Raw genomic sequence first — 21,148 nt, 5'->3', positions numbered from 1 at the left:
GACAGTTGTGATTTGTTGAGTCAACGAGGTTAATGATGGATCGTCTTATTTATACAGCCATGAGTGGGGCACAACACATCCTCGACCAGCAGGCGACCAACTCGAATAATCTCGCCAATGCGACGTCAACGGGCTTTCGGGCGCAAATCGATACGTTTAGAGCGGTGCCGGTGATTGGCGCTGCCTCGAACACCCGGGCCTTCGTCGTCAACGCGACCTCGGGCACTGACTTCACGCCGGGGCCAATTCAACCTACGGGTCGCAGCTTGGATGTCGCGATTGAAGGCAAGGGCTGGTTTGCCGTTCAACGACCCGATGGGACTGAAGGCTTCACCCGCAATGGTTCATTCAAAATCAGCTCGAATGGCGTGTTAACTACCCCTGAGGGCTTATCCGTCGTTGGTGATGGTGGGCCCATCACGGTGCCGCCTAATGTGGTGTTATCGATCGCAGGCGACGGTACCATCTCTGCAGTCAACGATGGTGCAGTGCCTGGCCCATCGAACCCGATTGGACGATTAAAGCTCGTCAATCCTCCTGAAGGTGGCTTGACGCGAGGGACTGATGGACTGTTTGTGTCCAGTGGCCCAGCGCCTGTCGATGAGACGGTGAAAGTCGTGAACGGTTCGCTAGAGGGCAGTAATGTGAACGTGGTGCAGTCAATGGTCAACATGATTTCACTCGCACGGCAGTTTGATATGCAAATGCAGTTATTGACTCAAACTGAAAATTCAGATGCAAAAGCCAGTGAGCTCTATCAATTGAATTGATCGATAAGGTGTCAACATAGCAGCGTGTTCGCTCTTTTTGTAGCGCTGATCTTCACGCTAAGCCCTAAATTTCGTTATGTAAGAGGTTCGATATGATTCGTTCGTTATGGATTTCCAAGACAGGCCTGGATGCCCAGCAAACCCAGATGGATGTCATATCCAACAACTTGGCCAACGTGAGTACCAATGGTTTCAAACGTTCGCGTGCGGTGTTTGAAGACCTGCTGTATCAAAACATCAGACAGCCTGGCGCTCAGTCATCGCAACAAACGCAATTACCCTCTGGTATGCAATTGGGGACTGGGGTCAAGCCAGTGGCGACAGAGCGGATTTTTGCTCAAGGTAATTTAACGCAGACGACGAACAATACTGATGTCGCTATTAACGGCAGCGGCTTCTTTCAGATCACGATGCCCGATGGCACGACGTCATACACCCGTGACGGCAGCTTTCAGGTGAACAGCACCGGTCAGCTGGTGACCTCCAGTGGCTACGTCGTTCAGCCTTCGATCACTATCCCTGCGACGGCTCAAAGCGTGACGATTGCGCAAGACGGTACGGTGTCTGTGACTTTGCCTAAAACAACGGCGGTCTCCAATCTGGGCACCATACAACTGGCCAACTTTGTGAACCCGGCCGGGTTGAGCGCCTTGGGTCAAAACCTGTATTCAGCGACGGCGTCTTCTGGCACCCCGTTGACTGGCGCGCCAGGGTCGAACGGCGTTGGCACTTTGCAACAGGGGTATGTCGAGACGTCAAACGTCAATGTGGTGGAAGAGCTCGTCAACATGATTCAGTCTCAGCGGGCGTACGAAATCAACAGTAAGGCGATCACGACCTCTGACCAAATGTTGCAAAAACTGGCCACAATGGGTGGTTAACATGAAGATGCGAATTAAGTCTCTTTTCTTTGCGGCGAGCATGGTTGCCACAGCACTGTTGCAGGGCTGTTCTGTGACGCCTTCGACGGTGACCAAGACAGAAGTGCCGAGCCCGACGGCGAATTTGCCGTTGCCGGGCCCGACAGCGGGCGCCATTTATAGTGTGGCCGCCTACCGTCCCATCTTCGAGGGGCGGCGCGCCAGTCGGGTGGGTGATATTTTGACCATCAATTTCGTTGAGAACGTCACCGCATCGACTTCAGGGACAGGCAATAACGATAAAAAGGGCACTGGCACCAGTACGTTTACGAATGCGGTCGGTAACACTGTCGAGCCTACGTACAACATGGCCAATGAAGCGAAGAACGAGCTAACCAACGCCGGTAGTAATAGCAACAGTTTTACAGGCTCTATGACGGTATCGGTGATCGAAGTACGTCAGAATGGCAATTTGGTCGTGAGCGGCGAGAAACAAGTCGCACTTGATCAAGGTACTGAGTTTGTGCGGTTCTCTGGGATTGTTAATCCCTATATGATTACCAACGACAATGCGGTGGCTTCGAATACTGTCGCAGATGCTCGTATCGAGTACAGAACCAACAGTACGTTTGATTTGGCCAATATCGTCAAATCGTTCACCCGATACTTCCAAAGCATGTTGCCGGGGTAAATCGTGAGAACATTTGCTGGGGCCGTAGCCGCTTTGCTTATTGGGCTGTTCAGTCAAACAGCCGCCGCTGAGCGGGTCAAAGATTTGGCGACCATACAAGGCGTGCGGCCTAACCAACTGATTGGCTATGGCTTGGTCGTTGGGCTTGATGGTACCGGCGACCAAACGACACAAACGCCTTTCACATTGCAAACGACATTGAGCATGTTGCAGCAGATGGGGGTTGTGTTGCCACCGGGGGGCACTACCCAGATACAGCTCAAGAACATTGCGGCTGTGATGGTAACCGCAACCATGGAGCCCTACGCACAACCAGGTCAACCCATGGATATTACGGTTTCGTCCATGGCTAACGCCAAGAGCCTCAAGGGTGGTACGTTGTTGATGACCCCACTCAAAGGTGCTGACGGGGAGGTCTACGCCATGGCCCAAGGCAATTTAGTGGTGGCTGGTGCGGGGGCCGCCGCCAACGGCAGTGAAACTGTCATTAATCAATTGAGCGTCGGTCGAATCTCGGCAGGGGCGACGGTTGAGCGGGCCGTGCCGAACAACGTTGCGCAGCAAGATACCTTTAATATTGAGTTGAAAGTATCGGATTTCGGGACGGCCAACGCGGTGGCCGATGCGGTGAATCGTCACTTCGGACGTCCGGTGGCACAAGCGCAAAATGCACGGGTCATCTCTATTCACCCGAATAATTTGGCAGGCTACAGGGTCTCTTTCTTAGCAGAGCTTGAAAGTGTGGATCTGGTTGTCCCTCGAGCCTCTGCAAAGGTTATTCTGAATGCGCGTACCGGTTCGATTGTCTTGAATGAATCAGTGACACTCGATGCCTGCGCAGTGGCACACGGTAATTTGAGTGTCATTATCAGTACCACGCCTTTGGTCAGTCAGCCCGGTGCGTTCGCTGGGGGTAGAACGGTGGTCACCAAGCAGTCGCAAATCGATATCAATGCCGCCAAAGGTAAGGTGATTGAGTTGAATAAAGGCGTCGTCCTGGCCGAGGTTGTTCGTGCGCTGAATGCCGTAGGCGCAACCCCTCAAGATTTGCTGGCCATTCTTCAAGCCATGAAGGCATCCGGCGCGTTAAACGCGGATATTGAAGTGATTTGATGATGGGCACACGCTAATGTCCACCGCGAGCAGCCTATCTACCGGATCCTTTGATTCAACTGCGGTTAGCCGCAGTCTTGCTATTGACGCTAACGGGTTGAATGGTCTTAAAAACGCGGCACATGCAAATTCGCCAGAGGCGATTCAGGGTGCTGCCAAGCAGTTTGAAGCCATCTTTTTAAATATGATGCTCAAAAGTATGCGCGATGCGACGCCGCATGATGGGCCTTTCGATAGTGAGCAAAGCAAATCGTTCACAGCTATGCTCGATCAACAATTAAGTCAGACGTTGGCGAATAAGGGAATCGGTTTGGCCGACGTTCTGGTGAAACAGCTCTCGCAGAGCCAGGGTCTGCCCAAGCCAACGATGGACAATCCTGCTGCCGATGGTGAAGCGTTTGAAGGGTTGACGGCTGACGAAGTTCAAAGCAAGATTGGCACTCAACTGGGTTCGCATGGTAACCCGTTCGCTGCCATTGCCCCCCATGGATCCTTAACCAGTCAAGCCTTGGCGAAACTTGCGTATTACCAGGATTCTCATGGCGCAGATGATGGTCAGCCGGCTAGTGGTGGCAGCGACCCCAATGAACACAAAAACTTGCATGAGTTGATCGCCGAGTTCTCGATGAGAATGGGCCCTGCAGCTGAGCGCGTCAGCCGAGCGACGGGTATCCCGGCGATTTTTATGTTGGCGCAGGCCGCGCTAGAGTCTGGCTGGGGAAAGCACGAAATCAAGTTTGCCGATGGCAAGAGTGCTCACAACTTGTTTGGCATTAAAGCCGGTGAGCAGTGGACTGGACGCACGGCTTACGCCAACACCTCTGAGTTTATTGATGGCGTGAAAGTTGCCCGAGTAGAGAAGTTCAGGGCTTATGATTCGTATGCCGAATCGTTCAAAGACTTTGTGAATCTATTGAAGTCTAATCCAAGATACAAGCAAGTGTTGCAAAATGTGCATGATCCGATCAGTTATTCAAGTGCGATGCAAAAGTCGGGCTACGCCACAGATCCTCAGTATGGCAAAAAGCTGCAATCGACGATTCTCGGCTTTATGAGTAAGATTGACCGGTAGGCCTTCAGTGATCACTTGTGTGCGCTTAGGCACCTGATTTCTCTGTCGACAAAAAAAACCTTATCAACCTTAATCCCCGTTAATTGCATTTTCTAGGGATTTTTCATCGGTCGCTATCTCGGGCGACGACATGATAAAGCGAAGGTCAATTCTTCTGTTTTTGCGTCGATCGGCCTCCAGGTTGTTCTCAGCAATGGGTCGCCGGCCGGCATAGGCGCTAAAGCTAACCAATGGTTGTCCTCGATTGTTCTCTAAGTTCTCGAGCTTAGGTTGGATCTTAACCAGTTCAGTATAGGTATTGCGTGCTCGGGCGACCGACAAATCCCAATTGTCTCTAAACATCGCGGTCGATATTTTGACGTTGTCTGTATGACCCTCGATCATGACCGCTTCTAGTCGATTTTGTTTGCCATTGGTCAAATTGTCACAGCTGCGGCTGCTGGTGGCAGCAACATCATTGACATAGGCGTAGCAGGGCAGAAATCCCATCAGGTTCTCAGCGAGAATTTTCAGTGCTTTGACACCTTGTGGGGTAAATTCGGCTCGGCCAGAGTCGAAGAGCAGTGCTTCAGGCAGCCGCAAAATGCCATTGCGCATATCGATTTCGACTTGAACCCCCTGCGAATCCAGTGATTGACGCATATCTTGCAACAGCTGACCTCGATCGTTATTTGCCCCAGACAATATTCGGTTTAAGTCCATTGAGTGACTCAAACGATTTCGCATTTTGTCGATAGTGACATGAAGGTTCTGCCTTTCTGTCTCTAAGTCGGAAAGCGTTAGTTGTAGTTTTGCTTTATCGCCCTGTGTCTGATCGATGGATATCTTTAACGCTTTCTGCTCTTCGGTTAGCTTATCAAGCTGGGCGGTCAAGGCAATGATGATCTGTTGCGGATCCTGCGGTGTTTCAGCAGAGATCGGCAGTGAGGCAGTCGCTTGGGCCGCTGGATCGGCTTGGCCAGTTGCAACGGCCACGGCGGATTTAGATGCATCCTTTTTCAGCGTGTCCAACTGTGTATTAAAGGCGGCCCCCATCGAAACTTTAAGCTGTTCGTACTTGGTCGAGTTCACGGATGAGCTCGCATACAGCACAACGAAAAAGGCAAAGAGCAAGGTAATTAAATCCGCATAAGAAACCATCCACCGATCGTGGTGTCGTGTGTCATCTTGGTTGCGTTTTTGTCGCCTTGTTGACGTTCTCATTCGAGATAGGCCAGTAAGCGTTCATTGACAATGACGGTGTGTTCACCCGCTGCAATCGACGTCAATGACTCGATCAGCATTTCAGATCGGGTAACTTCAGCTTCGAGGATGTTCTTGAGCTTATGTGCAATAGGGATAAAGACAAGGTTCGCTAACCCAACCCCATACAGCGTAGCCACGAAGGCAATCGCAATGCCGCCGCCGATCATGGTGGGATCGGTCAGTTTTTCCATCACATGCATTAAACCCATGACAGCTGCCAAAATTCCAATGGTCGGGGCATAGCCGCCTGCTGAATCCCATACTTTGATGATGCGGGACTGTTGCATTTCGTAATGATGGAGGTCATTGAGACAAATTTCGCGAATGGTTTCGGCCGGAATATTGTCAATCAACAGACGCAAACCCTTTTTAGCAATGGGGTCGGTCTCGATGTCTCTGAATGCTTGAAGCGGTAACGTGCCCTCGCGCCGAGCGATGACCGCCCATTGGCTGATACGAGAGGCGAGTTCGTTTCGGTCATCAACAGGCACGACAAAGACTTGTCTGATCTTGCGTACCCCTTGAATCAGGTTGGCCGGCTTGCTCTGTAAAATCACAGCACCCATGGTGCCAAACAAGACAATAAAAAACGGCGCCGGTTGAAATAGCGTGAGGATACTGCCACCATCAATCGTTTGTCCGATAACAATGCCAGCAATTGCTACCAACAGGCCGATTACACTCGACCAGTCCATATGTCATCCTTTAACGATACGCGTAGTCTGGCAACCGCCTGGCTATGCAGCTGGGACACCCTGGACTCAGTGATGTTCATGACGGCGCCGATCTCCTTCAGGTTCAGATCCTGCTCGTAATACAAACTCATCAGCGTCTTTTCGCGATCCGGTAACGCTTCGATCGCCCGAGTCAGATTGTCTTTAAATTCAGTCGACATGAGCAACCGCAGCGCGTCTGCTTTTTGATCGGATACTTGGCTGTCTAGGTAGTGGCTTGCGTCAGATTCTTGATCTTGATGAAAATCTTCAAAGTAAATCAGGCGATGACCGCTCGAATCATGCAGGTAGGCGTGGTACTGATCTAAGGTGACGTTAAGTCTTTTTGCCACTTCCGCCTCGCTAGGGCCTCGCCCCAGCTTTTGTTCAAGATAATGAATGGCCGTTTCAATCTCTCGCATTTGCTTGCGAACACTGCGCGGCACCCAGTCTGAACCACGTAATTCGTCCATGATTGCCCCATGGATCCGCTGCGCTGCGTAAGTGGCGAACTGCGCACCCTGGTTGTCTTGGAATTTGTCACTGGCATCGAGCAGGCCAATCATGCCCGCCTGCATGAGATCGTCGACCTCAATGTTTGCAGGTAACTTGGCCTTGATCTGGTACGCAATCTTGCGAACCATATCCGCATGGGCAAGCACGAGCTTCTCTTTGTCGTCAGTCTTACCAGTGGCGTTATACATAGAGCCTTTTCCTAGCCTCAATTGACTAAAGCGTCTTGATTGCTCAGACGTCGACTGGTGTATGCAGCGTGAGCCGAAAAGACCCGTTGATTGATGACAGCCTGAATCGTCGCGTGACCGATCAGGTTGATTTCAACATCCAGGTTGGCAGACGCCACTTGTCGTATATTCTGAAAAATCTTAGTTGATTGGTTCGGATTATGCGCCAGAACAAATATCCCGACAGACAGATAATCCGCGTTCGCTCGTAAAGTTTTAATAATACCGTAAGCCTCGGTGATCGATCGGGGCGTGTGGTTGACGCAAATAATAATTTCGGCTGATGACGTATCAAACGTTTGGATGTCGGTGAGCAACGCCTCAGAAACCTCATCAACATCGCGTAGGTTCATTGCTTGACGGACTAAACCAAACACTTTGTGTCGATCAAAATCCGAACCTGGGATGCTGACGGAAATATAGCGTTTGGATCGATTCAACATGAGCTGCCGAAGGCCGTCAGCTTGGTCCATTTCAACGACGGTATTAAGCATGGATGCTCACCCTTTGTTGCTTGTTGACAACGGTGTTGACGGTTGCAACCATCGGTTGTTTCTCTTTCTCGTCGAAAGACTTAAAGCTGTCGTACTCGTCTTTCAGCACCTTTTTAAAGAGATTTTCGCTATCGACAAGCTCAATATCCTCAGGGACACGTTGTCCCGTCGTCAGGTAGTAGACCTTTAGTTTGTGCTGCATCACGACATTGAGCGATGAGCCCAGGGTGACCGCCTCGTCGACTTTGGTAATGATGCAGCCGTCGATCATTTTGGTTTTATACACGTTGACCACATCGTGTGAGGTGTCGAAATGCGTGGCAGCATTCAGGCACAACAGTTTTTGAATGTGCCTGTCAGTCCCAGCGAGCATGGCAAGCTGGACATGCACGCGGGGATCTCTCTGATTCAGGCCTGGGGTGTCGATCAAGACGGTTTTGTTGGGGCCCAAACGCCTCAGGGTTTGCTGCAGCTCACCGAGATCCTTGACGGGATGAACGTCGATGCCGAAAATCTTGGCGTAGACTCTGAGCTGTTCGACAGCACCCACTCTGTAGTAGTCGGTGGTGATCAGCGCAAGCTTTTCTACCCCATGTTTCATGGCAAAACGGGCAGCAATCTTGGCGATGCTGGTGGTTTTTCCTACGCCAGTCGGCCCTAATAGGGCAACGGCGCTACCAGGTTTGAGTAGCTCATCCTCATTCTGCGCCACGTTGAGGTTTTTCGCGAGAATATGGCGAGCTTGGGCAACTGCCTGAGCGTCGGTAAAGTCGTCTGGCAGCTTTGCAATCAAGCGATTCGCCAAATCGTCTGAAAACCCTGCGGCCAATGTCTTTTTCAGGCACGCTTCGTGTCTAGTGATCGAGGGTCTGGCGTGGGTCCAGCTGAGCTCTTTCAATCGAGAGTCAAAGGTGGTTCTCAATTCACGAATTTCATCGAGAACGCGCATGAGGCTGATTTCAGAATCATTGCTAGGCGGCGCAAAGGAAGGCGGTTGTGATTCGTTGTCCAAGCTGGTGGGTCCATCGGACAACTCAGGCCCCTTCGCGGTAATTTCAACCCAACCATTCACGATTTGATTAGAGATGATCTCGGCTTCATCGCCAAATTCGCCGCGAACCATGTTCAAAGCTTCGCGCGCCCGGGGTGCATAGAATTTTTTGACGTTCATGCGGTTCTACCTATTAAGTTGTTCACGCGTATCGTTTTTGTTTCGGGTAACTCTTCGTGAGCGAGTACTCGTAAATTCGGACTGACCCTGCGCAAGTAGCGCGCCAGCGTTTGTCTGATGGCAGCTGGCACAATCAAGACAGGGCTATGACCCATTTGCTCTTGGCGCTGACTAGCATCGACGGCTTGGCGCGAGATACTTTGGGCTAAACCGGGTTCAATCCCGTTGCCCTGGTTGCCCATCTGCACCGACTGCATCAGCAGTTTTTCGAGGTTAGGTTCAAGAGAAATCACAGACATTTCATTGCCATCGGGGAAGAGCTGTTGAACGATTGCACGACCCAGACGGACTCGAACGCGTGCGGTGATGATGTCAGGATCTTGCACTTGTGGTGCTACCTCACAAATCGTCTCGACAATCGTTCTGAGATCTCGGATGGGTACGCCTTCAACCAGCAGATTTTGAAGGATTTGTACGAATACACCCAGCGGTACCACTTTCGGCACAAAATCCTCGACCAACTTGGGTGAGTCTTTTGCGAGTAAATCAAGCAGTTGCTGAACCTCTTGACGACCCAGCAATTCAGCGGCGTTCATGCCGACAATGTGGTTAAGGTGAGTTGCAACCACGGTACTGGCATCGACCACCGTATAGCCCATTTTCTGTGCGTCGTCAGTTTGTTGGGGGTCAATCCAAACAGCAGGTAAACCAAAGGCCGGATCGCGGGTGTGCATACCCTGTATGTCACCGGTTACCATGCCAGGATTGATGGCAAGCATTTGACCGTAATGGGATTCACCAACGCCCATGGTGACACCGCGAATTTTTATCGCATACCCTGTGGGTTTTAACTCGAGGTTGTCACTGATGTGAACCGAAGGGGTAAGAAAGCCCACTGTCTGCGCAAACTTCTTACGTAATCCTTTGATCTTATTGATCAATTCACCATTTTGTCTGACATCAACCAAGGGCACTAGTCGGAAACCAACTTCAAGACTCAGAATATCGACGGCTGTAATGTCATCCCACGAGGCTTCCAGCGCATCTTTAGAGGGCTCAGTGCTAGCCGGAGCCACTTCGTTTGTCTTCTTGTCAGCGGTTCGTTTCAAGAGATAAGCCATGCTCGCAAACAGACCCGCCAGCATGAAGAACGCCAGATGCGGCATGCCGGGGATAGCGCCCATGCCACCAATAATGCCTGCCGTGACGTTCAACACTTTGGGATTGGCAAACAGTTGTGTGCCCAGCTGGCTACCTAAGTCTTGTTCATTGGCGACGCGCGAGACCACGACACCCGCTGCAATCGAGATCACCAACGAAGGGATCTGAGCGACGAGTCCGTCGCCAATTGCCAATAAGGTGAAGGTTTTGACCGCATCCATGAAAGCCATGTCGTGCTGGACGATGCCGACAATCAACCCACCGACGATATTGATGATCGTGATCATGATGCCGGCTACCGCATCTCCGCGAACGTACTTACTTGCACCGTCCATGGCACCGTAGAACTCTGCCTCTTGCCCGACCTCTGAGCGACGGATACGAGCTTGATCTTGATTGATAATGCCTGCATTCAAGTCAGCGTCGATCGCCATTTGTTTGCCAGGCATCGCGTCCAACGTAAAACGCGCGCCCACTTCTGCAATTCGACCAGCACCCTTGGTGACGACGGTGAAATTGATGATCGTCAAGATCACAAACACCACGATACCAACCGCGTAGTTGCCGCCAATCAGGAAGTGACCAAATGATTCGATCACTTTACCTGCGGCAGCCGCGCCGCTGTGACCATTGGTCAGGACTACGCGTGTTGACGCAACGTTGAGCGATAGCCGCAACATGGTGGTGACCAGCAATACCGTTGGAAACGCCAGAAAGTCCAGCGGTTTAGACGTTTGCAAACCGATCAACAGCACCAGAATGGATAGTGCGATATTGAAGGTAAACAAGATGTCCAGTGCAATGGCTGGCAAGGGCAGAACCATCATTGCCAACAAAAGGACAATGATCATCGGCGCAGCGATGGACTTGGTGTTGATCCCGGCTAGCCAGGCTGGCAAGGTGAAGTTCATGATGCACGTCCTTGATCCAGACTAGCCAGCAGGGGGTCAAGCTCATCTGGCACATCCACATAGCCGGGCGCAACTGGATAAGCGCCAAAGCCAGGACGGAAGTTGCGTAACTGGAACACGTAGGCGAGGATTTCAGCGACAGCGATATAAAGGGCAGCAGGGATTTCATCGCCCAGCTCAGTGTGTGTAAAGAGCGCACGCGCAAGTTTCGGTGACTCCATGATGAGAACTTCGTGCTCGCGGGCAATGGCGCGAATTCTAAGGGCCATTTCATCGGCACCCATCGCGACCACACGAGGTGCTTGCATCGTTTGGTCGTCATACCGAATGGCAACCGCATAGTGGGTTGGGTTCGTGATGATGACGTCTGCGTTGGGTATTTCAGACATCATGCGCCGGCGAGCCATCTCACGCTGTTGTCTTCTGATGCGAGCCTTGATTTGAGGATTTCCGTTCTGCTCTTTGGATTCTCGAGTGAGCTCTTCTTTGGACATCTTGAGCTTTTGAGCGTAGGCAAACATCTGGTAGGGAGCATCGATCATGGCAATCAGTGCAATCCCGGAAACAACAAAAAAGAAACCGTCCAGCAGAAGGCTTTTTGTCTTCATCACGCCTTCGTCGACCGCCAAGCTCGACAGGGTCAACAGAATCGGAAAGTCCTTGGAAATCACCAGATACGCGATCACGCCGACGACGAGTGTTTTGAGAATCGATTTCACGAGCTCAACCAATGAGCGCTGGGACACCATATTCTTCAAACCCTCAAAGGGGTTGAGTCGACCAAAATTTGGCGTCAAATGGGTCGCGCTGACGTTCCATCCGCCGATGAGCAGAGGACAGGCCAGTGCGGCAATCAGCATCATGAGTGCAAAGGGGGCAAAGGCCAACAACAAGTCGGCAATTTTGATCGCCATTTGATTGAGTGGGATGGTGGTGTCAAATAAAGCAGATTTGTCGAAAGTCAGGCTGCTGGTGAGGGTTTGCTCGATCGCGTGACACATTTGGCTACCAAAAATGGCGAGGCCCGTTGCAGCACAAATGAGCGTGACGAACGTGGACAGGTCACGCGACCGGGGAACATCACCCTCTTCGCGTGCCTTATCGAGGCGGGTTTGACTCGCCTGTTCGGAACGTTCTAAATCACTGTCTTCAGCCACGGCTAGCCCCAAGAACGAGGTGGATTGCTATTAGAAGGCAGTTTGCGCTAGAAGCAGGCGTTTGAATCGAAGGAATAAGGGGTACTAATCCCCCCTTTTCGCTCAAGATTTCCGAGAATCAACCGTTAATATGAAAATTCTCTGGGCTGGTGGGCACTGAATTACTGAACTACTTGTTTATTTTGTCCAAAATCTGGATGATTTTGTCTGTCAATGTCGCGCCGGTAAAGGGCTTGACGATGTAGCCATTAGCCCGGCCTTCTGCTGCCGCAACGATATTTTCTTTGTTAGCTTCTGCCGCAATGATCAGCACAGGCAGGTTTTCTGTGCGTGAGTCGGACCTGATCGCAGTTAAAAGACTGAGCCCGTCCATGTTAGGCATATTCAAGTCAGCAATGACAAAGTCAAAATTAGCCTGCCTAACTTTTTGCACAGCTGCTGCGCCGTCATCGGCTTCTTCTACGTTGGTGTATCCGTTTTCCTTTAATAGGTTTCGGATAATACGTCGCATGGTCAAAAAGTCGTCCGCGATTAAAAATCGGGTATTCGAGTATCGCGTTCTCTCAGACATGGGGCGGCTGCACTTTGTTAGACGTTAGACAGATCACTGTTTCGCAATATTCTAGGTGATTATTCACTGATGTTGAGATTGATCGTTCAATCCATCACAGTGATTGGTTTAAAAGAGCGCCCAATCCGAATCATTTTTGTTGTTCGTTGGTGACATATTCGACGGCGGTTTGGTCAATGGGGGCACCAGGTCTTTCGCGGGTTGTGCGCTTGTCATCATTGACGTTGTGGCAGCCTCGGGCGCTGCTGGATCGTCAATACCTAAGGCCCCGTTGATGTCTTTGAACAGCTGTAACTGCTTATCGATGGATTGCTCAATGCGTTTGTAAGCCAGCTCTGCAAACTCAAGTGTTTCCATTTCACTGAGCTGGGTCGCTAACTGTGCGGAGGCTGCCGTGACGAACTCGTCCGATCGTTCGGTCAAGCGGCCGAGCGACGTTTGAGCCTCATTCATCCGTTCAACATGAGCGCTTGACCGATGGCTGATGTCGTGAATCACTGACTTTAAATCCTGGGTCGCTGTCATGGATTTTTGTGCCAGTAGCCGGACCTCGCTGGCGATCACTGAGAAGGCGCGGCCAAAGTCCCCTGCTTTTGCGGCTTCGAGGGTGGCGTTAAAAGCCAGCATGTCCGATTGCAACGAGATCGCATCAATGGCGCTGGCGAGCGAATCCATTTTTCGCGCGTCTTCGGTAATCTGACTGAGCAAACTTTGCATATCTTTGAGCGATACATCGCTCGACCGTGCGACACCAGATACTTCAGTGCCAAACGCTTGCATGTGCGTGGCATTATTCTCTGCCTCGCCCAGGTACTGTTTCAGTTGCGGCAAGGCTTCGAGCACTTTGTTGGTCAACGACTTTTGCTCTTGATTAAGCTCCATCAGCTCGATATTCACCGTCGATACCAATTTGATTGAACCATTCATCTTGCTATAGAGCTGCTGCACGATCTCTGGGTGCGAGACGATGACACTTGGTTGGGCGACTGGGGGTTCAATGGGCGGTGCTTGTGGCTTGAAGAGGTCTGCGTCGGTCAACTTGGCTTTGACCGCTGAGTCGATTTTTCCTCGGTAGACCGTTAGCAGACGACTCATTAACAAAAACACGGCAATCACGATGGTGATGATGGCTGCTAGGCAAACGGCCAGATAAAGGTTTCGTTGATTATCTTGATCAATGGCTGTTTGAGAGATTTTGAGCGCCTCAAAGACGGTCTGTTGAAGCTCTTTTACCTGCTGGCTGTATTGATCCTGTTGTTTCATCAAGCGCTCAATCAGGCTCGTTGCGCTTGTGTTGTTGTCGGCGACCAGTGCGTTGGCGGTTGGTATGGCGGATGAGTTCGTCAGATCAATATACTCTTGCGCCGCTTTTTCAACCTTTGCCTTAATCTCGCCGTCCTGGATGGTTTTGGCTAATTGCGCCCACAGCCCCCTGGTCGTTTCGACATTCTTTTGTAGTCGACTGATCAGTTCCTCTGCGAAAGGCAGGCTGCCGGCACGGGTGTTCTGCATTCCGTTAGGCGCAGTGGCCGTAAAGTAACTTGACGTCGTCTGCAGGATGACTGTTGATTCAGCCGCCTTGGCTGCAATGTTGCTGATGAGGACCGCCTGAGCCGTGTCACCATTGTGATTCGCCTTCAGCAATTCGACATTGGTACGCGTTAAGTATGTGGCAAATCCACCGATAGCGATGATGGTGATGAGGCACAGCGTTGCCAGCATATTGAGACGGGCCTGGGCATTAAATTTGACAGCCATGGATCGCAGTCACTCCTTATAGATTATGCGATTAAGTTATTTTTTTCGAATTGCAGGTTAGTGACACGTATTTAAACATTCACGGGTACGAGCAGTGTCATTGTTGTGCCAACACCAAGCCGTGAAGTGATTTGAATCTGTCCGTCCAGTTCGTGTAACGCCGTTTTTACAATATCCAAACCTACCCCTCGGCCCGCTAATGTTGATGTTTCCGCCGCCGTTGAAAATCGTGGATCAAATAACACCTGCCAAACGCTTTCGTCGGTGTCGTCGTCCTGTAACGGCAGGCCAAGTGCATACGCTTGCGTGAGAATACGCTCTCGGTTCAAGCCTTCGCCATTGTCCGCAATGCGGATAGATAGGTTACTACCAATTATCGCGCTGGTGATCGTTAGCCGACCTTGATCGGGTTTTCCTGCCAGTTTGCGCCGCGCGGGTGATTCGATCCCATGTGCCATGCAATTGCGCACGATATGGGTGATGGGCAGCAATAAGTGCTTCGCGAGATCTTTGTCAATCTCAATATCATCGCCGTATCTGATGAGTACGGCTGATTTCCCAAGCTGCTGATTCAGTTCGTCGATCATCGCAGGAAAATGAGCCAACAGCTCGCCCATCGAGAGGGGTGCTACCCTGATGACGATATCTTTTGGATCGACGATAAAGGAGCAGACCGCCAAGATGCCTTTTTTGTCAGTGGTGGTGCTGAGTGTGAAGATCCGATGTTCGTGCGTGGCTTTTTTTACCGCTATCTGACCCAGAGCAGACAGTTGAACCTGCAAATCTGCCCAGTGCTTAAACTGTTCAGGGTTGACCAGCTCGATTTGATAGCACGTCGGTGCAGGTGAGGGGGGCGGCTTGACCTGTTCGGCACTTGCGTCGAGTTTGGCAATCATAGGATGCAAGCCTGATCGCTCAACGGTAGTGCCTGATTGGTTGTGAAACAACACCGCTGCAAGATGTTCTTTGGCTTGAAGAATAAGGTCAACGTGATTTTGCTCAATGGTGACCGACTCGCGGCGCAGTTGGGCCAGTAAATCTTCTAATCGATGGGCAATTTCGGCTGCTTGTTTAAACCCAAACGCCGCGGCACCACCCTTGATCGAATGGATGTATCGAAAAATTCGGTTTAAATTGGGTTTCGACGGCTCGTCGTCGGTGAGTGTGGCAGCTAACGTTTGAACTTGTGCCAACAGATCTTGGGCTTCTGCGAAGAACAGGCGTCGTGTTTCACTCATCTTCCATTCATGGCTTCGCGGCAGACCGATTGTCGTCCTCTTTTAGATCATTCAGCAACGTCTCGGCCTCTTTGGATTTAGAGACGGGGTTAGATTCCATCTCTTTGGTGATACGCTCTTCGGCCGCCTTATTAAAGACAGTAATTGCGATCCGCCGATTAATCGGATTAAGCGGATCTTTTTTGTCATAAGGGATTGCCGATGAAAGGCCAATCACTTGAATCAAACTGGATTCGGGTAGGCCAGCGGCGACGAGTTCCCGTCTTGCCGCATTGGCTCGTTCGGCAGAGAGCTCCCAGTTGCTATACGCTTTATTGCCATTGGGGTAGGGCAATGCATCCGTGTGGCCTGAAATCATGATTTTATTGGGGATGCCGGTCAACATCGTGCCCAAGTCACGCAAAATCACTTTCGCATAGGGCTCAAGTTCGCTTCGAGAGACCGCGAACATCGGCCGGTTTTTCTCGTCAACAATCTGAATTCGCAAGCCGTCAGCCGTGATGTTCAAACTCAACTGGTTTTTATATTGACCAAGATGCGGATTCGCATCGATTTCAGCTTGTATATTAGCCATCAGCTTTTTGAGCTCTTGCAGCTCTTTAGCCATGTTTCTTTTGGTCGCAGCGTCCAAGTCGACAACTCTTGGGTTACGACGCTCTTTCTTCTCAACCTTCTCACGCGTCTTTCGGACCTGAGCAGACTTTTGAGTGAGATCTTTACCACCGCCATTAATGATGCTGTCGCTAGCCCCCGCACCGGATCCGCCAGCCATTGCCACTCGTAATGGGGTTTTGAAATATTCGGCGATACCGTTCAAATCGCCGGACGTCGTCGAACCCAGCAACCACATTAAAAGAAAGAACGCCATCATGGCGGTTACGAAGTCTGCGTAAGCGATCTTCCACGCACCACCGTGATGGCCGCCATCAGATTTCTTGATTCGTTTGACGATAATCGGGCGGGGTGCTTCGCTGTCAGCCATGATTGAACGAGGTCAGCGCATCAGTTGTCATTATTTTGTCTTCGTGAGGCGAATGTGTTCTTCGAGTTCACTGAAGCTTGGTCTTTCGGTCGAGTTCAGCACCTTGCGGCCAAATTCAACGGCGATGGTCGGTGCATAGCCCTGCATGTGTGCCAGCAGCACCACTTTGGTGACCTGATAAATTTTGCTGGATTCAGCCAGCTTTTGCTCGAGCAAGGAAGAGAGCGGCCCGACAAAACCATAGGCAAGCAGAATGCCGAGAAAGGTGCCGACAAGCGCATGCGCGATCATCTCACCGAGTTCAGAGGGCGGGACACCCACGGACTCCATCGTGTGGACGACACCCATCACAGCGGCAACAATACCGAAAGCAGGTAAACCATCACCTATCTTAGCGATACAGTGAATAGGGATGTGCCCTTCTTGGTGATGGGTATCAATTTCCACGTCCATTAAATTTTCGACTTGAAACGGATCCAGATTACCTGTCAGCATCAGCCGCAGATAATCACAAATGAATTCCATTAAGTGATGATCTTTCAGGATCGTTGGGTAACGCGAAAAAAGAGGACTATCGTCTGGTCCGTCAACATCTTTCTCAAGCGACATCATGCCGTCTTTGCGAACCTTGCTCAATAACTCAAACATCATTGATAACAAATCAATATAGAGTTGTTTGGTGTATTTTGATCCCTTGAACAACGTCGGCAGCGCAGCGACCGTTGCCTTAATCGCTTTCATTTCGTTGCCGACAATGAAAGCACCCAACGCGGCACCGCCAATCATCAGCAATTCTAGTGGCTGCCACAGGGCCGCAATATGACCACCCGCCAGCACAAATCCACCAAACACACTCGCACAGACGGCGACGTAACCTATGATGACAAACACCGTGAACCCTTTACTTAATGAGCAGTTGAGGAGCTCAGGTTACTGGTTTAACCCGAACGTGTATTGAGCGATCAAGACCAATTTCACGGATTTTATCTGGATATTGACACGTGATAACACTTATTTCTGCTGATGAACTGAGTCGCTTCAGCTCTTTTCATGACATTCTGTAAACATAGCTTGGTTTTGTTGCACCGCCGTGATCCAACAGCATGGTGGGTGTTATGTCTGGAAACGGAAACTCATGACTAATGAATACGGCGCCGCGTTGCATTTCTAAATCACATTTTGTCATCAAGGCGGGCATGGCAGCAGGGGAGAGGTAGGCGAAGATAAAGTCGTAATGACCAAGATCAAGGTTTTCGTAGTTACCTAAGAGAAACTGGGCACGCGAACGCGTCAGCTTCGCGCGCAGCACACTGTAGGCCCAGATCAACGGTGCGGTTTCGATGCCTGTGACCGAGAGCTGTGGGTACTTGCGCGCGGCAGTCATGACCAATCCGCCCAGACCGCTGCCGATGTCTATCATTCTGACGGGTTTGTCTTGCGGCAGTAGACTCAACACCTCATCCCAAACAAGTTGCCTTGATGGGTAGTAGGGCACACGGTTACCGACGCTGCTCCAGAATAATCCTAAGCATAGGACAAACGCGACTAAATAGAGGTGATTGGAGATCTCTAGTTGCAGCATCAAATACACGGCAAACGGAAAGATGAAATGAATCGCCAGCCACCAGGTTTCTTGAAGCGCTCGCTGGGAAATGAGCAGCGCTAAGCTACTTTGAGCCAACACCCAAACCACAGGATGGATGATCGTGTCTGTATGGGGGACAAACTGACTGATCATGTGGATCAGCCAGAGCGTGAGCGCACTAACGAATTGAATGGCGAGCGATTTACTCGCAGGTGTCTTCCACCAACGCATGGGATCAAGCGTCGATCGAATCGTCTGTCAAGGCAGGCTTTTTATTTTTTTGATACTTACCCGCACGCGACGGGATATGACACAAGTTACATAGAAAGTTATTGTGCAAATCGTAGGGGTTGACGATGAAATGACCGCTGCATCTCGAGCAGTTTTCCATTTTCAATAGTTTATTCTCGACAAACCGAACGAGTGTCCAGGCGCGAATCAAGCTTAGCACCGGCTCGTCGCTGGATTGAAACTCAGGCGCGTTCTCTAGTTCGCGGGCTTGTTCGAGGTACAGTTCATACGCTTTGGCAAGTGCTTCAATGCCGTCGATGCCAGCATTGGCGATCAGAAAGTTATAAATGTTTAAAAACAAAGACGAATGGATGTTGGGCAACCAAGTTAGAAACCAATCGGTTGAAAACGGCAACATACCTTTCGGTGGCGACATGCCCTTTAGCTCTTTGTAAAGTTTGGTCAAACGCTCGCGCGATAACGACGTCTGCGACTCAAGCAATTGCAGTCTGGCGCCCAGATTGATCAATCGAATCGCCAGCTGCAGTTGCTCGGCCTCGCCGACCACTGTTTTTTGTTTTATTGCCGAAGCGGTATGGGTCATGATTCAAACTCGGTTTAGACTGTTGTAATTAGGCTACTGCTTCAACCGCCTGACCCGCCATCAAAATAGCACTGTGCGCCATGGCTTGAGCGTACCCTTTGTTGTGATGGGTAAGCATGCCCAAAATGGTGGCATCGTCGTATCTGAAGCGAGTCAACATGACACTTGAGCTTGCCAGCTTGATCAGCTGAGCGTTGCTTAGTGTATCGAGCATATCAGCGATGTCTTTGCTGACGCCGAGTCGATAGATCGCAGAGGCTTTATCGGTACGAATCATTTGTTGAGCCAAAATCAAATAGTTCAGATTGGCATCTCTGATTTCAGCCATCATTTGTTCTTGCATTTGATCGATTTGGTTCATGGCAGTACTCACTCATTAAGGAATAGTTGAACAAAATTTGTCCCACGAGTGCATTATTGACTGCATGCTAAGAATAAAAAATAAGGTAAAAGCCGTTTTTGCTGTGGCGTTTTCATCTTTAATGTTGTAAGTGTTTTACTTACATCATATGTTAACTAGTTGAAATATAATAGATATTTACTTAATAAATCACTTTAACAGTAAAGCTTTAATATATTTTTTTACACAAATCACCTAAAGTTTTTCGACGCCCTGCCGTTAGAGTTGACGTAAAAGTTGTAAAAAAAACCACAAAAATCGCTTAATTTGCGAGGGCTGTTGTCGGATAAATGAAATACCTATGCGCTCAGTTATATTTAGAAATGTGGATGATGCCTGCCTAGGATTTTCGATTGTTTTCTGTCTCCTCCCTCTACCCTCTGTCGATTGCATTGCATTTGGTTGTTGTCATTGCATTGCTGCTGTCTTTCAAGCTACGGCAAGATAGATCGACGCTATTGTGGATCGTCGGTTCGCTGCTCTATGCCTGTGGCGCCTTGCTGGTCATCACAGCAGACTCCACGGGTAGTCTGATTCGCATCGCACTCGTTAATTTTTTACTCATCTACAACCAGTTTTTCTACGTCTATTCGGTGCGTTCGCTTTTAAACAAGAAAGCGGGAGCGGTGAGCTGGCATTTGTTGATGTCGCTCGTTGCTGGTTTGGCGGTTTGCCTGCTCTGGAAGCTCGATTACGTCGAGTGGATGCCGGTGCTGGCAGGCTCTGTCTTTGCGGTGGTGAATGCTTGGGCATTTCTAGCCATGTTCTCGCTCGCAGATTCGACGCAGACTCGGTTTGTAAAACTACTGGGGTTGGCAGGCCTCATTGGATGCGTGATCTGGGTGGCACGAATCTGCGCACTTCCTGCTGTTAACTTTGCATTTGCGCCAGATCAAAACACGCTTAATTATTGGTTTGTGACGCTAGTCTTTACACAACTGATGTTCCGACATATTTGTTACATCATGATGCGCTTCGACCTCTTGGCGAATAACAGGCTTACCTCTGAAATCGAGCAGAACACCAGCTTGAAGCACCAAATTATCGATGGTTTGAACACGCTGGCGCTGGCGAGAGATCATGGGTCAGCGGGGCAGATTGAACGGTTGCAACAATATGTGCCCCCGATCGCTGCCGAACTCAGGGAAATGAACCTGCACCTTGACGCTTTGAACGCCCATCGATTAGCCAATTTGATCGATGTGATCCCCTTGCACGATATCGGTAAGATGGGTTTGCCAGATTACGTGATGCAGAAAAATAGAATTTTGAGTGATACCGACCAAGAGATCATGAAGGCGCACGTCCCGATCGGTGAGTCGGTGATTTCTTCGGTCATGCGATCAAGCCCTGGCGCAACTGAACTTTTGAATGAAGCGCTCGAACTCATCAGTAGCCATCATGAAACATGGGATGGTCTGGGTTATCCGCGAGGGCTCTCTGGCGAAGCAATCCCGATTGGGGCGCGAATTCTCGCCGTCATTGATGCATACGACAGCCTGACGTCGATCTCCAAAGACATCGGCTACTGGAAGTACGACCAAGCCATCGATGAAATCACGAGTTTGAGCGGCATCAAGTATGATCCGGCAGTGGTAGAAGCATTTGTGCGTGCTGAGCCAAAAATGCGAATCATTGCAGAGCGATTAAAAGACTAGCTCGTTGACGGGTTTGTGGT

At 50.4% G+C, this 21,148-nt stretch carries 21 protein-coding genes; 6 read left to right on the top strand and 15 right to left on the bottom strand.

Features of this window, described 5'->3' with window-relative positions; genetic code table 11:
* Window positions 1–35: 35 nt before the first annotated feature.
* The 5 genes from flgF (at window position 36) to flgJ (ending at window position 4,506) form a co-directional block, all read left to right on the top strand.
* Window positions 36–770, top strand: a complete 735-nt coding sequence (gene flgF, locus AC1W8Y_RS13370; protein ID WP_482014996.1) for a flagellar basal-body rod protein FlgF — start codon at window positions 36–38, stop codon at window positions 768–770.
* A 92-nt stretch (window positions 771–862) separates the two neighbouring features.
* On the top strand, window positions 863–1,651 hold the full coding sequence (gene flgG / locus AC1W8Y_RS13365) for a flagellar basal-body rod protein FlgG (RefSeq protein ID WP_482014986.1): 789 nt from the start codon (window positions 863–865) through the stop codon (window positions 1,649–1,651).
* A 1-nt stretch (window position 1,652) separates the two neighbouring features.
* Window positions 1,653–2,321 (top strand): flagellar basal body L-ring protein FlgH, encoded by a 669-nt coding sequence (locus AC1W8Y_RS13360; protein WP_482014985.1) that lies wholly within the window; start codon window positions 1,653–1,655, stop codon window positions 2,319–2,321.
* 3 nt (window positions 2,322–2,324) lie between these two features.
* A complete protein-coding gene (locus tag AC1W8Y_RS13355) occupies window positions 2,325–3,434 on the top strand; it encodes a flagellar basal body P-ring protein FlgI (RefSeq protein WP_482014984.1) in 1,110 nt (369 codons plus the stop codon).
* A 16-nt stretch (window positions 3,435–3,450) separates the two neighbouring features.
* On the top strand, window positions 3,451–4,506 hold the full coding sequence (gene flgJ, locus AC1W8Y_RS13350; protein ID WP_482014983.1) for a flagellar assembly peptidoglycan hydrolase FlgJ: 1,056 nt from the start codon (window positions 3,451–3,453) through the stop codon (window positions 4,504–4,506).
* Between the two features lie 69 nt (window positions 4,507–4,575).
* On the opposite strand, the gene AC1W8Y_RS13345 is transcribed toward flgJ, so the two are convergent.
* From AC1W8Y_RS13345 to flhD, 15 genes are all read right to left on the bottom strand, one after another.
* Window positions 4,576–5,709, bottom strand: a complete 1,134-nt coding sequence (locus AC1W8Y_RS13345; protein WP_482014982.1) for a flagellar motor protein MotB — start codon at window positions 5,707–5,709, stop codon at window positions 4,576–4,578.
* The gene (locus tag AC1W8Y_RS13340) at window positions 5,706–6,446 is read right to left on the bottom strand and encodes a flagellar motor protein (RefSeq protein ID WP_482014981.1); all 741 of its coding nucleotides are present in this window, start codon (window positions 6,444–6,446) and stop codon (window positions 5,706–5,708) included. The genes AC1W8Y_RS13345 and AC1W8Y_RS13340 overlap by 4 nt, the downstream gene beginning before the upstream one ends.
* The gene (locus AC1W8Y_RS13335) at window positions 6,428–7,168 is read right to left on the bottom strand and encodes an RNA polymerase sigma factor FliA (RefSeq protein ID WP_482014980.1); all 741 of its coding nucleotides are present in this window, start codon (window positions 7,166–7,168) and stop codon (window positions 6,428–6,430) included. The genes AC1W8Y_RS13340 and AC1W8Y_RS13335 overlap by 19 nt, the downstream gene beginning before the upstream one ends.
* 17 nt (window positions 7,169–7,185) lie before the next feature.
* Window positions 7,186–7,701 carry a P-loop NTPase family protein gene (locus tag AC1W8Y_RS13330; RefSeq protein ID WP_482014979.1) on the bottom strand — a complete coding sequence of 172 codons (516 nt, stop codon included), beginning with the start codon at window positions 7,699–7,701 and terminating at the stop codon, window positions 7,186–7,188.
* Window positions 7,694–8,872 (bottom strand): flagellar biosynthesis GTPase FlhF, encoded by a 1,179-nt coding sequence (gene flhF / locus AC1W8Y_RS13325; protein ID WP_482014978.1) that lies wholly within the window; start codon window positions 8,870–8,872, stop codon window positions 7,694–7,696. The genes AC1W8Y_RS13330 and flhF overlap by 8 nt, the downstream gene beginning before the upstream one ends.
* Window positions 8,869–10,944, bottom strand: coding sequence for a flagellar biosynthesis protein FlhA (gene flhA / locus AC1W8Y_RS13320; RefSeq protein WP_482014977.1), 2,076 nt, complete (start codon window positions 10,942–10,944; stop codon window positions 8,869–8,871). Before flhA ends, flhF begins: the two co-directional genes overlap by 4 nt.
* Complete coding sequence (gene flhB / locus AC1W8Y_RS13315) at window positions 10,941–12,101, bottom strand: flagellar biosynthesis protein FlhB (protein ID WP_482014976.1); 1,161 nt, start codon at window positions 12,099–12,101, stop codon at window positions 10,941–10,943. Before flhB ends, flhA begins: the two co-directional genes overlap by 4 nt.
* A gap of 169 nt (window positions 12,102–12,270) precedes the next feature.
* Entirely contained in the window at window positions 12,271–12,672 is a 402-nt protein-coding gene (locus AC1W8Y_RS13310) for a response regulator (RefSeq protein ID WP_482014975.1), read from the bottom strand.
* Between the two features lie 108 nt (window positions 12,673–12,780).
* Window positions 12,781–14,430, bottom strand: coding sequence for a methyl-accepting chemotaxis protein (locus AC1W8Y_RS13305; RefSeq protein ID WP_482014974.1), 1,650 nt, complete (start codon window positions 14,428–14,430; stop codon window positions 12,781–12,783).
* A gap of 71 nt (window positions 14,431–14,501) precedes the next feature.
* A complete protein-coding gene (locus AC1W8Y_RS13300; RefSeq protein WP_482014973.1) occupies window positions 14,502–15,668 on the bottom strand; it encodes a chemotaxis protein CheA in 1,167 nt (388 codons plus the stop codon).
* Between the two features lie 7 nt (window positions 15,669–15,675).
* Complete coding sequence (gene motB, locus AC1W8Y_RS13295; RefSeq protein WP_482014972.1) at window positions 15,676–16,650, bottom strand: flagellar motor protein MotB; 975 nt, start codon at window positions 16,648–16,650, stop codon at window positions 15,676–15,678.
* A 30-nt stretch (window positions 16,651–16,680) separates the two neighbouring features.
* Window positions 16,681–17,541 carry a flagellar motor stator protein MotA gene (motA, locus tag AC1W8Y_RS13290; RefSeq protein ID WP_482014971.1) on the bottom strand — a complete coding sequence of 287 codons (861 nt, stop codon included), beginning with the start codon at window positions 17,539–17,541 and terminating at the stop codon, window positions 16,681–16,683.
* A gap of 157 nt (window positions 17,542–17,698) precedes the next feature.
* A complete protein-coding gene (locus tag AC1W8Y_RS13285) occupies window positions 17,699–18,466 on the bottom strand; it encodes an SAM-dependent methyltransferase (protein ID WP_482014970.1) in 768 nt (255 codons plus the stop codon).
* Window positions 18,467–18,470: 4 nt separating this feature from the next.
* Window positions 18,471–19,049 (bottom strand): flagellar transcriptional regulator FlhC, encoded by a 579-nt coding sequence (gene flhC / locus AC1W8Y_RS13280; protein WP_482014995.1) that lies wholly within the window; start codon window positions 19,047–19,049, stop codon window positions 18,471–18,473.
* A 49-nt stretch (window positions 19,050–19,098) separates the two neighbouring features.
* On the bottom strand, window positions 19,099–19,431 hold the full coding sequence (gene flhD, locus AC1W8Y_RS13275; RefSeq protein ID WP_482014969.1) for a flagellar transcriptional regulator FlhD: 333 nt from the start codon (window positions 19,429–19,431) through the stop codon (window positions 19,099–19,101).
* A 392-nt stretch (window positions 19,432–19,823) separates the two neighbouring features.
* On the opposite strand from flhD, the gene AC1W8Y_RS13270 reads away from it, so the two are divergent.
* Window positions 19,824–21,128 carry an HD-GYP domain-containing protein gene (locus AC1W8Y_RS13270; RefSeq protein WP_482014968.1) on the top strand — a complete coding sequence of 435 codons (1,305 nt, stop codon included), beginning with the start codon at window positions 19,824–19,826 and terminating at the stop codon, window positions 21,126–21,128.
* Window positions 21,129–21,148: the final 20 nt, after the last annotated feature.

Source organism: Jezberella sp. (assembly GCF_964834465.1).
This window is presented reverse-complemented; position numbering and strand designations above follow the sequence as displayed.

Excerpts from the sequence above, each read along its gene's own strand:
- AC1W8Y_RS13305 (WP_482014974.1), bottom strand. The coding sequence starts at position 14,430 with ATGGCTGTCAAATTTAATGCCCAGGCCCGTCTCAATATGCTGGCAACG.
- AC1W8Y_RS13340 (WP_482014981.1), bottom strand. The coding sequence starts at position 6,446 with ATGGACTGGTCGAGTGTAATCGGCCTGTTGGTAGCAATTGCTGGCATT.
- motB (WP_482014972.1), bottom strand. The coding sequence starts at position 16,650 with ATGGCTGACAGCGAAGCACCCCGCCCGATTATCGTCAAACGAATCAAG.
- AC1W8Y_RS13285 (WP_482014970.1), bottom strand. The coding sequence starts at position 18,466 with ATGCGTTGGTGGAAGACACCTGCGAGTAAATCGCTCGCCATTCAATTC.
- flhF (WP_482014978.1), bottom strand. The coding sequence starts at position 8,872 with ATGAACGTCAAAAAATTCTATGCACCCCGGGCGCGCGAAGCTTTGAAC.
- flhD (WP_482014969.1), bottom strand. The coding sequence starts at position 19,431 with ATGAACCAAATCGATCAAATGCAAGAACAAATGATGGCTGAAATCAGA.
- AC1W8Y_RS13300 (WP_482014973.1), bottom strand. The coding sequence starts at position 15,668 with ATGAGTGAAACACGACGCCTGTTCTTCGCAGAAGCCCAAGATCTGTTG.
- flgF (WP_482014996.1), top strand. The coding sequence starts at position 36 with ATGGATCGTCTTATTTATACAGCCATGAGTGGGGCACAACACATCCTC.
- AC1W8Y_RS13335 (WP_482014980.1), bottom strand. The coding sequence starts at position 7,168 with ATGTATAACGCCACTGGTAAGACTGACGACAAAGAGAAGCTCGTGCTT.
- flhA (WP_482014977.1), bottom strand. The coding sequence starts at position 10,944 with ATGAACTTCACCTTGCCAGCCTGGCTAGCCGGGATCAACACCAAGTCC.
- AC1W8Y_RS13310 (WP_482014975.1), bottom strand. The coding sequence starts at position 12,672 with ATGTCTGAGAGAACGCGATACTCGAATACCCGATTTTTAATCGCGGAC.
- AC1W8Y_RS13330 (WP_482014979.1), bottom strand. The coding sequence starts at position 7,701 with ATGCTTAATACCGTCGTTGAAATGGACCAAGCTGACGGCCTTCGGCAG.
- AC1W8Y_RS13360 (WP_482014985.1), top strand. The coding sequence starts at position 1,653 with ATGAAGATGCGAATTAAGTCTCTTTTCTTTGCGGCGAGCATGGTTGCC.
- AC1W8Y_RS13345 (WP_482014982.1), bottom strand. The coding sequence starts at position 5,709 with ATGAGAACGTCAACAAGGCGACAAAAACGCAACCAAGATGACACACGA.
- flgG (WP_482014986.1), top strand. The coding sequence starts at position 863 with ATGATTCGTTCGTTATGGATTTCCAAGACAGGCCTGGATGCCCAGCAA.
- flgJ (WP_482014983.1), top strand. The coding sequence starts at position 3,451 with ATGTCCACCGCGAGCAGCCTATCTACCGGATCCTTTGATTCAACTGCG.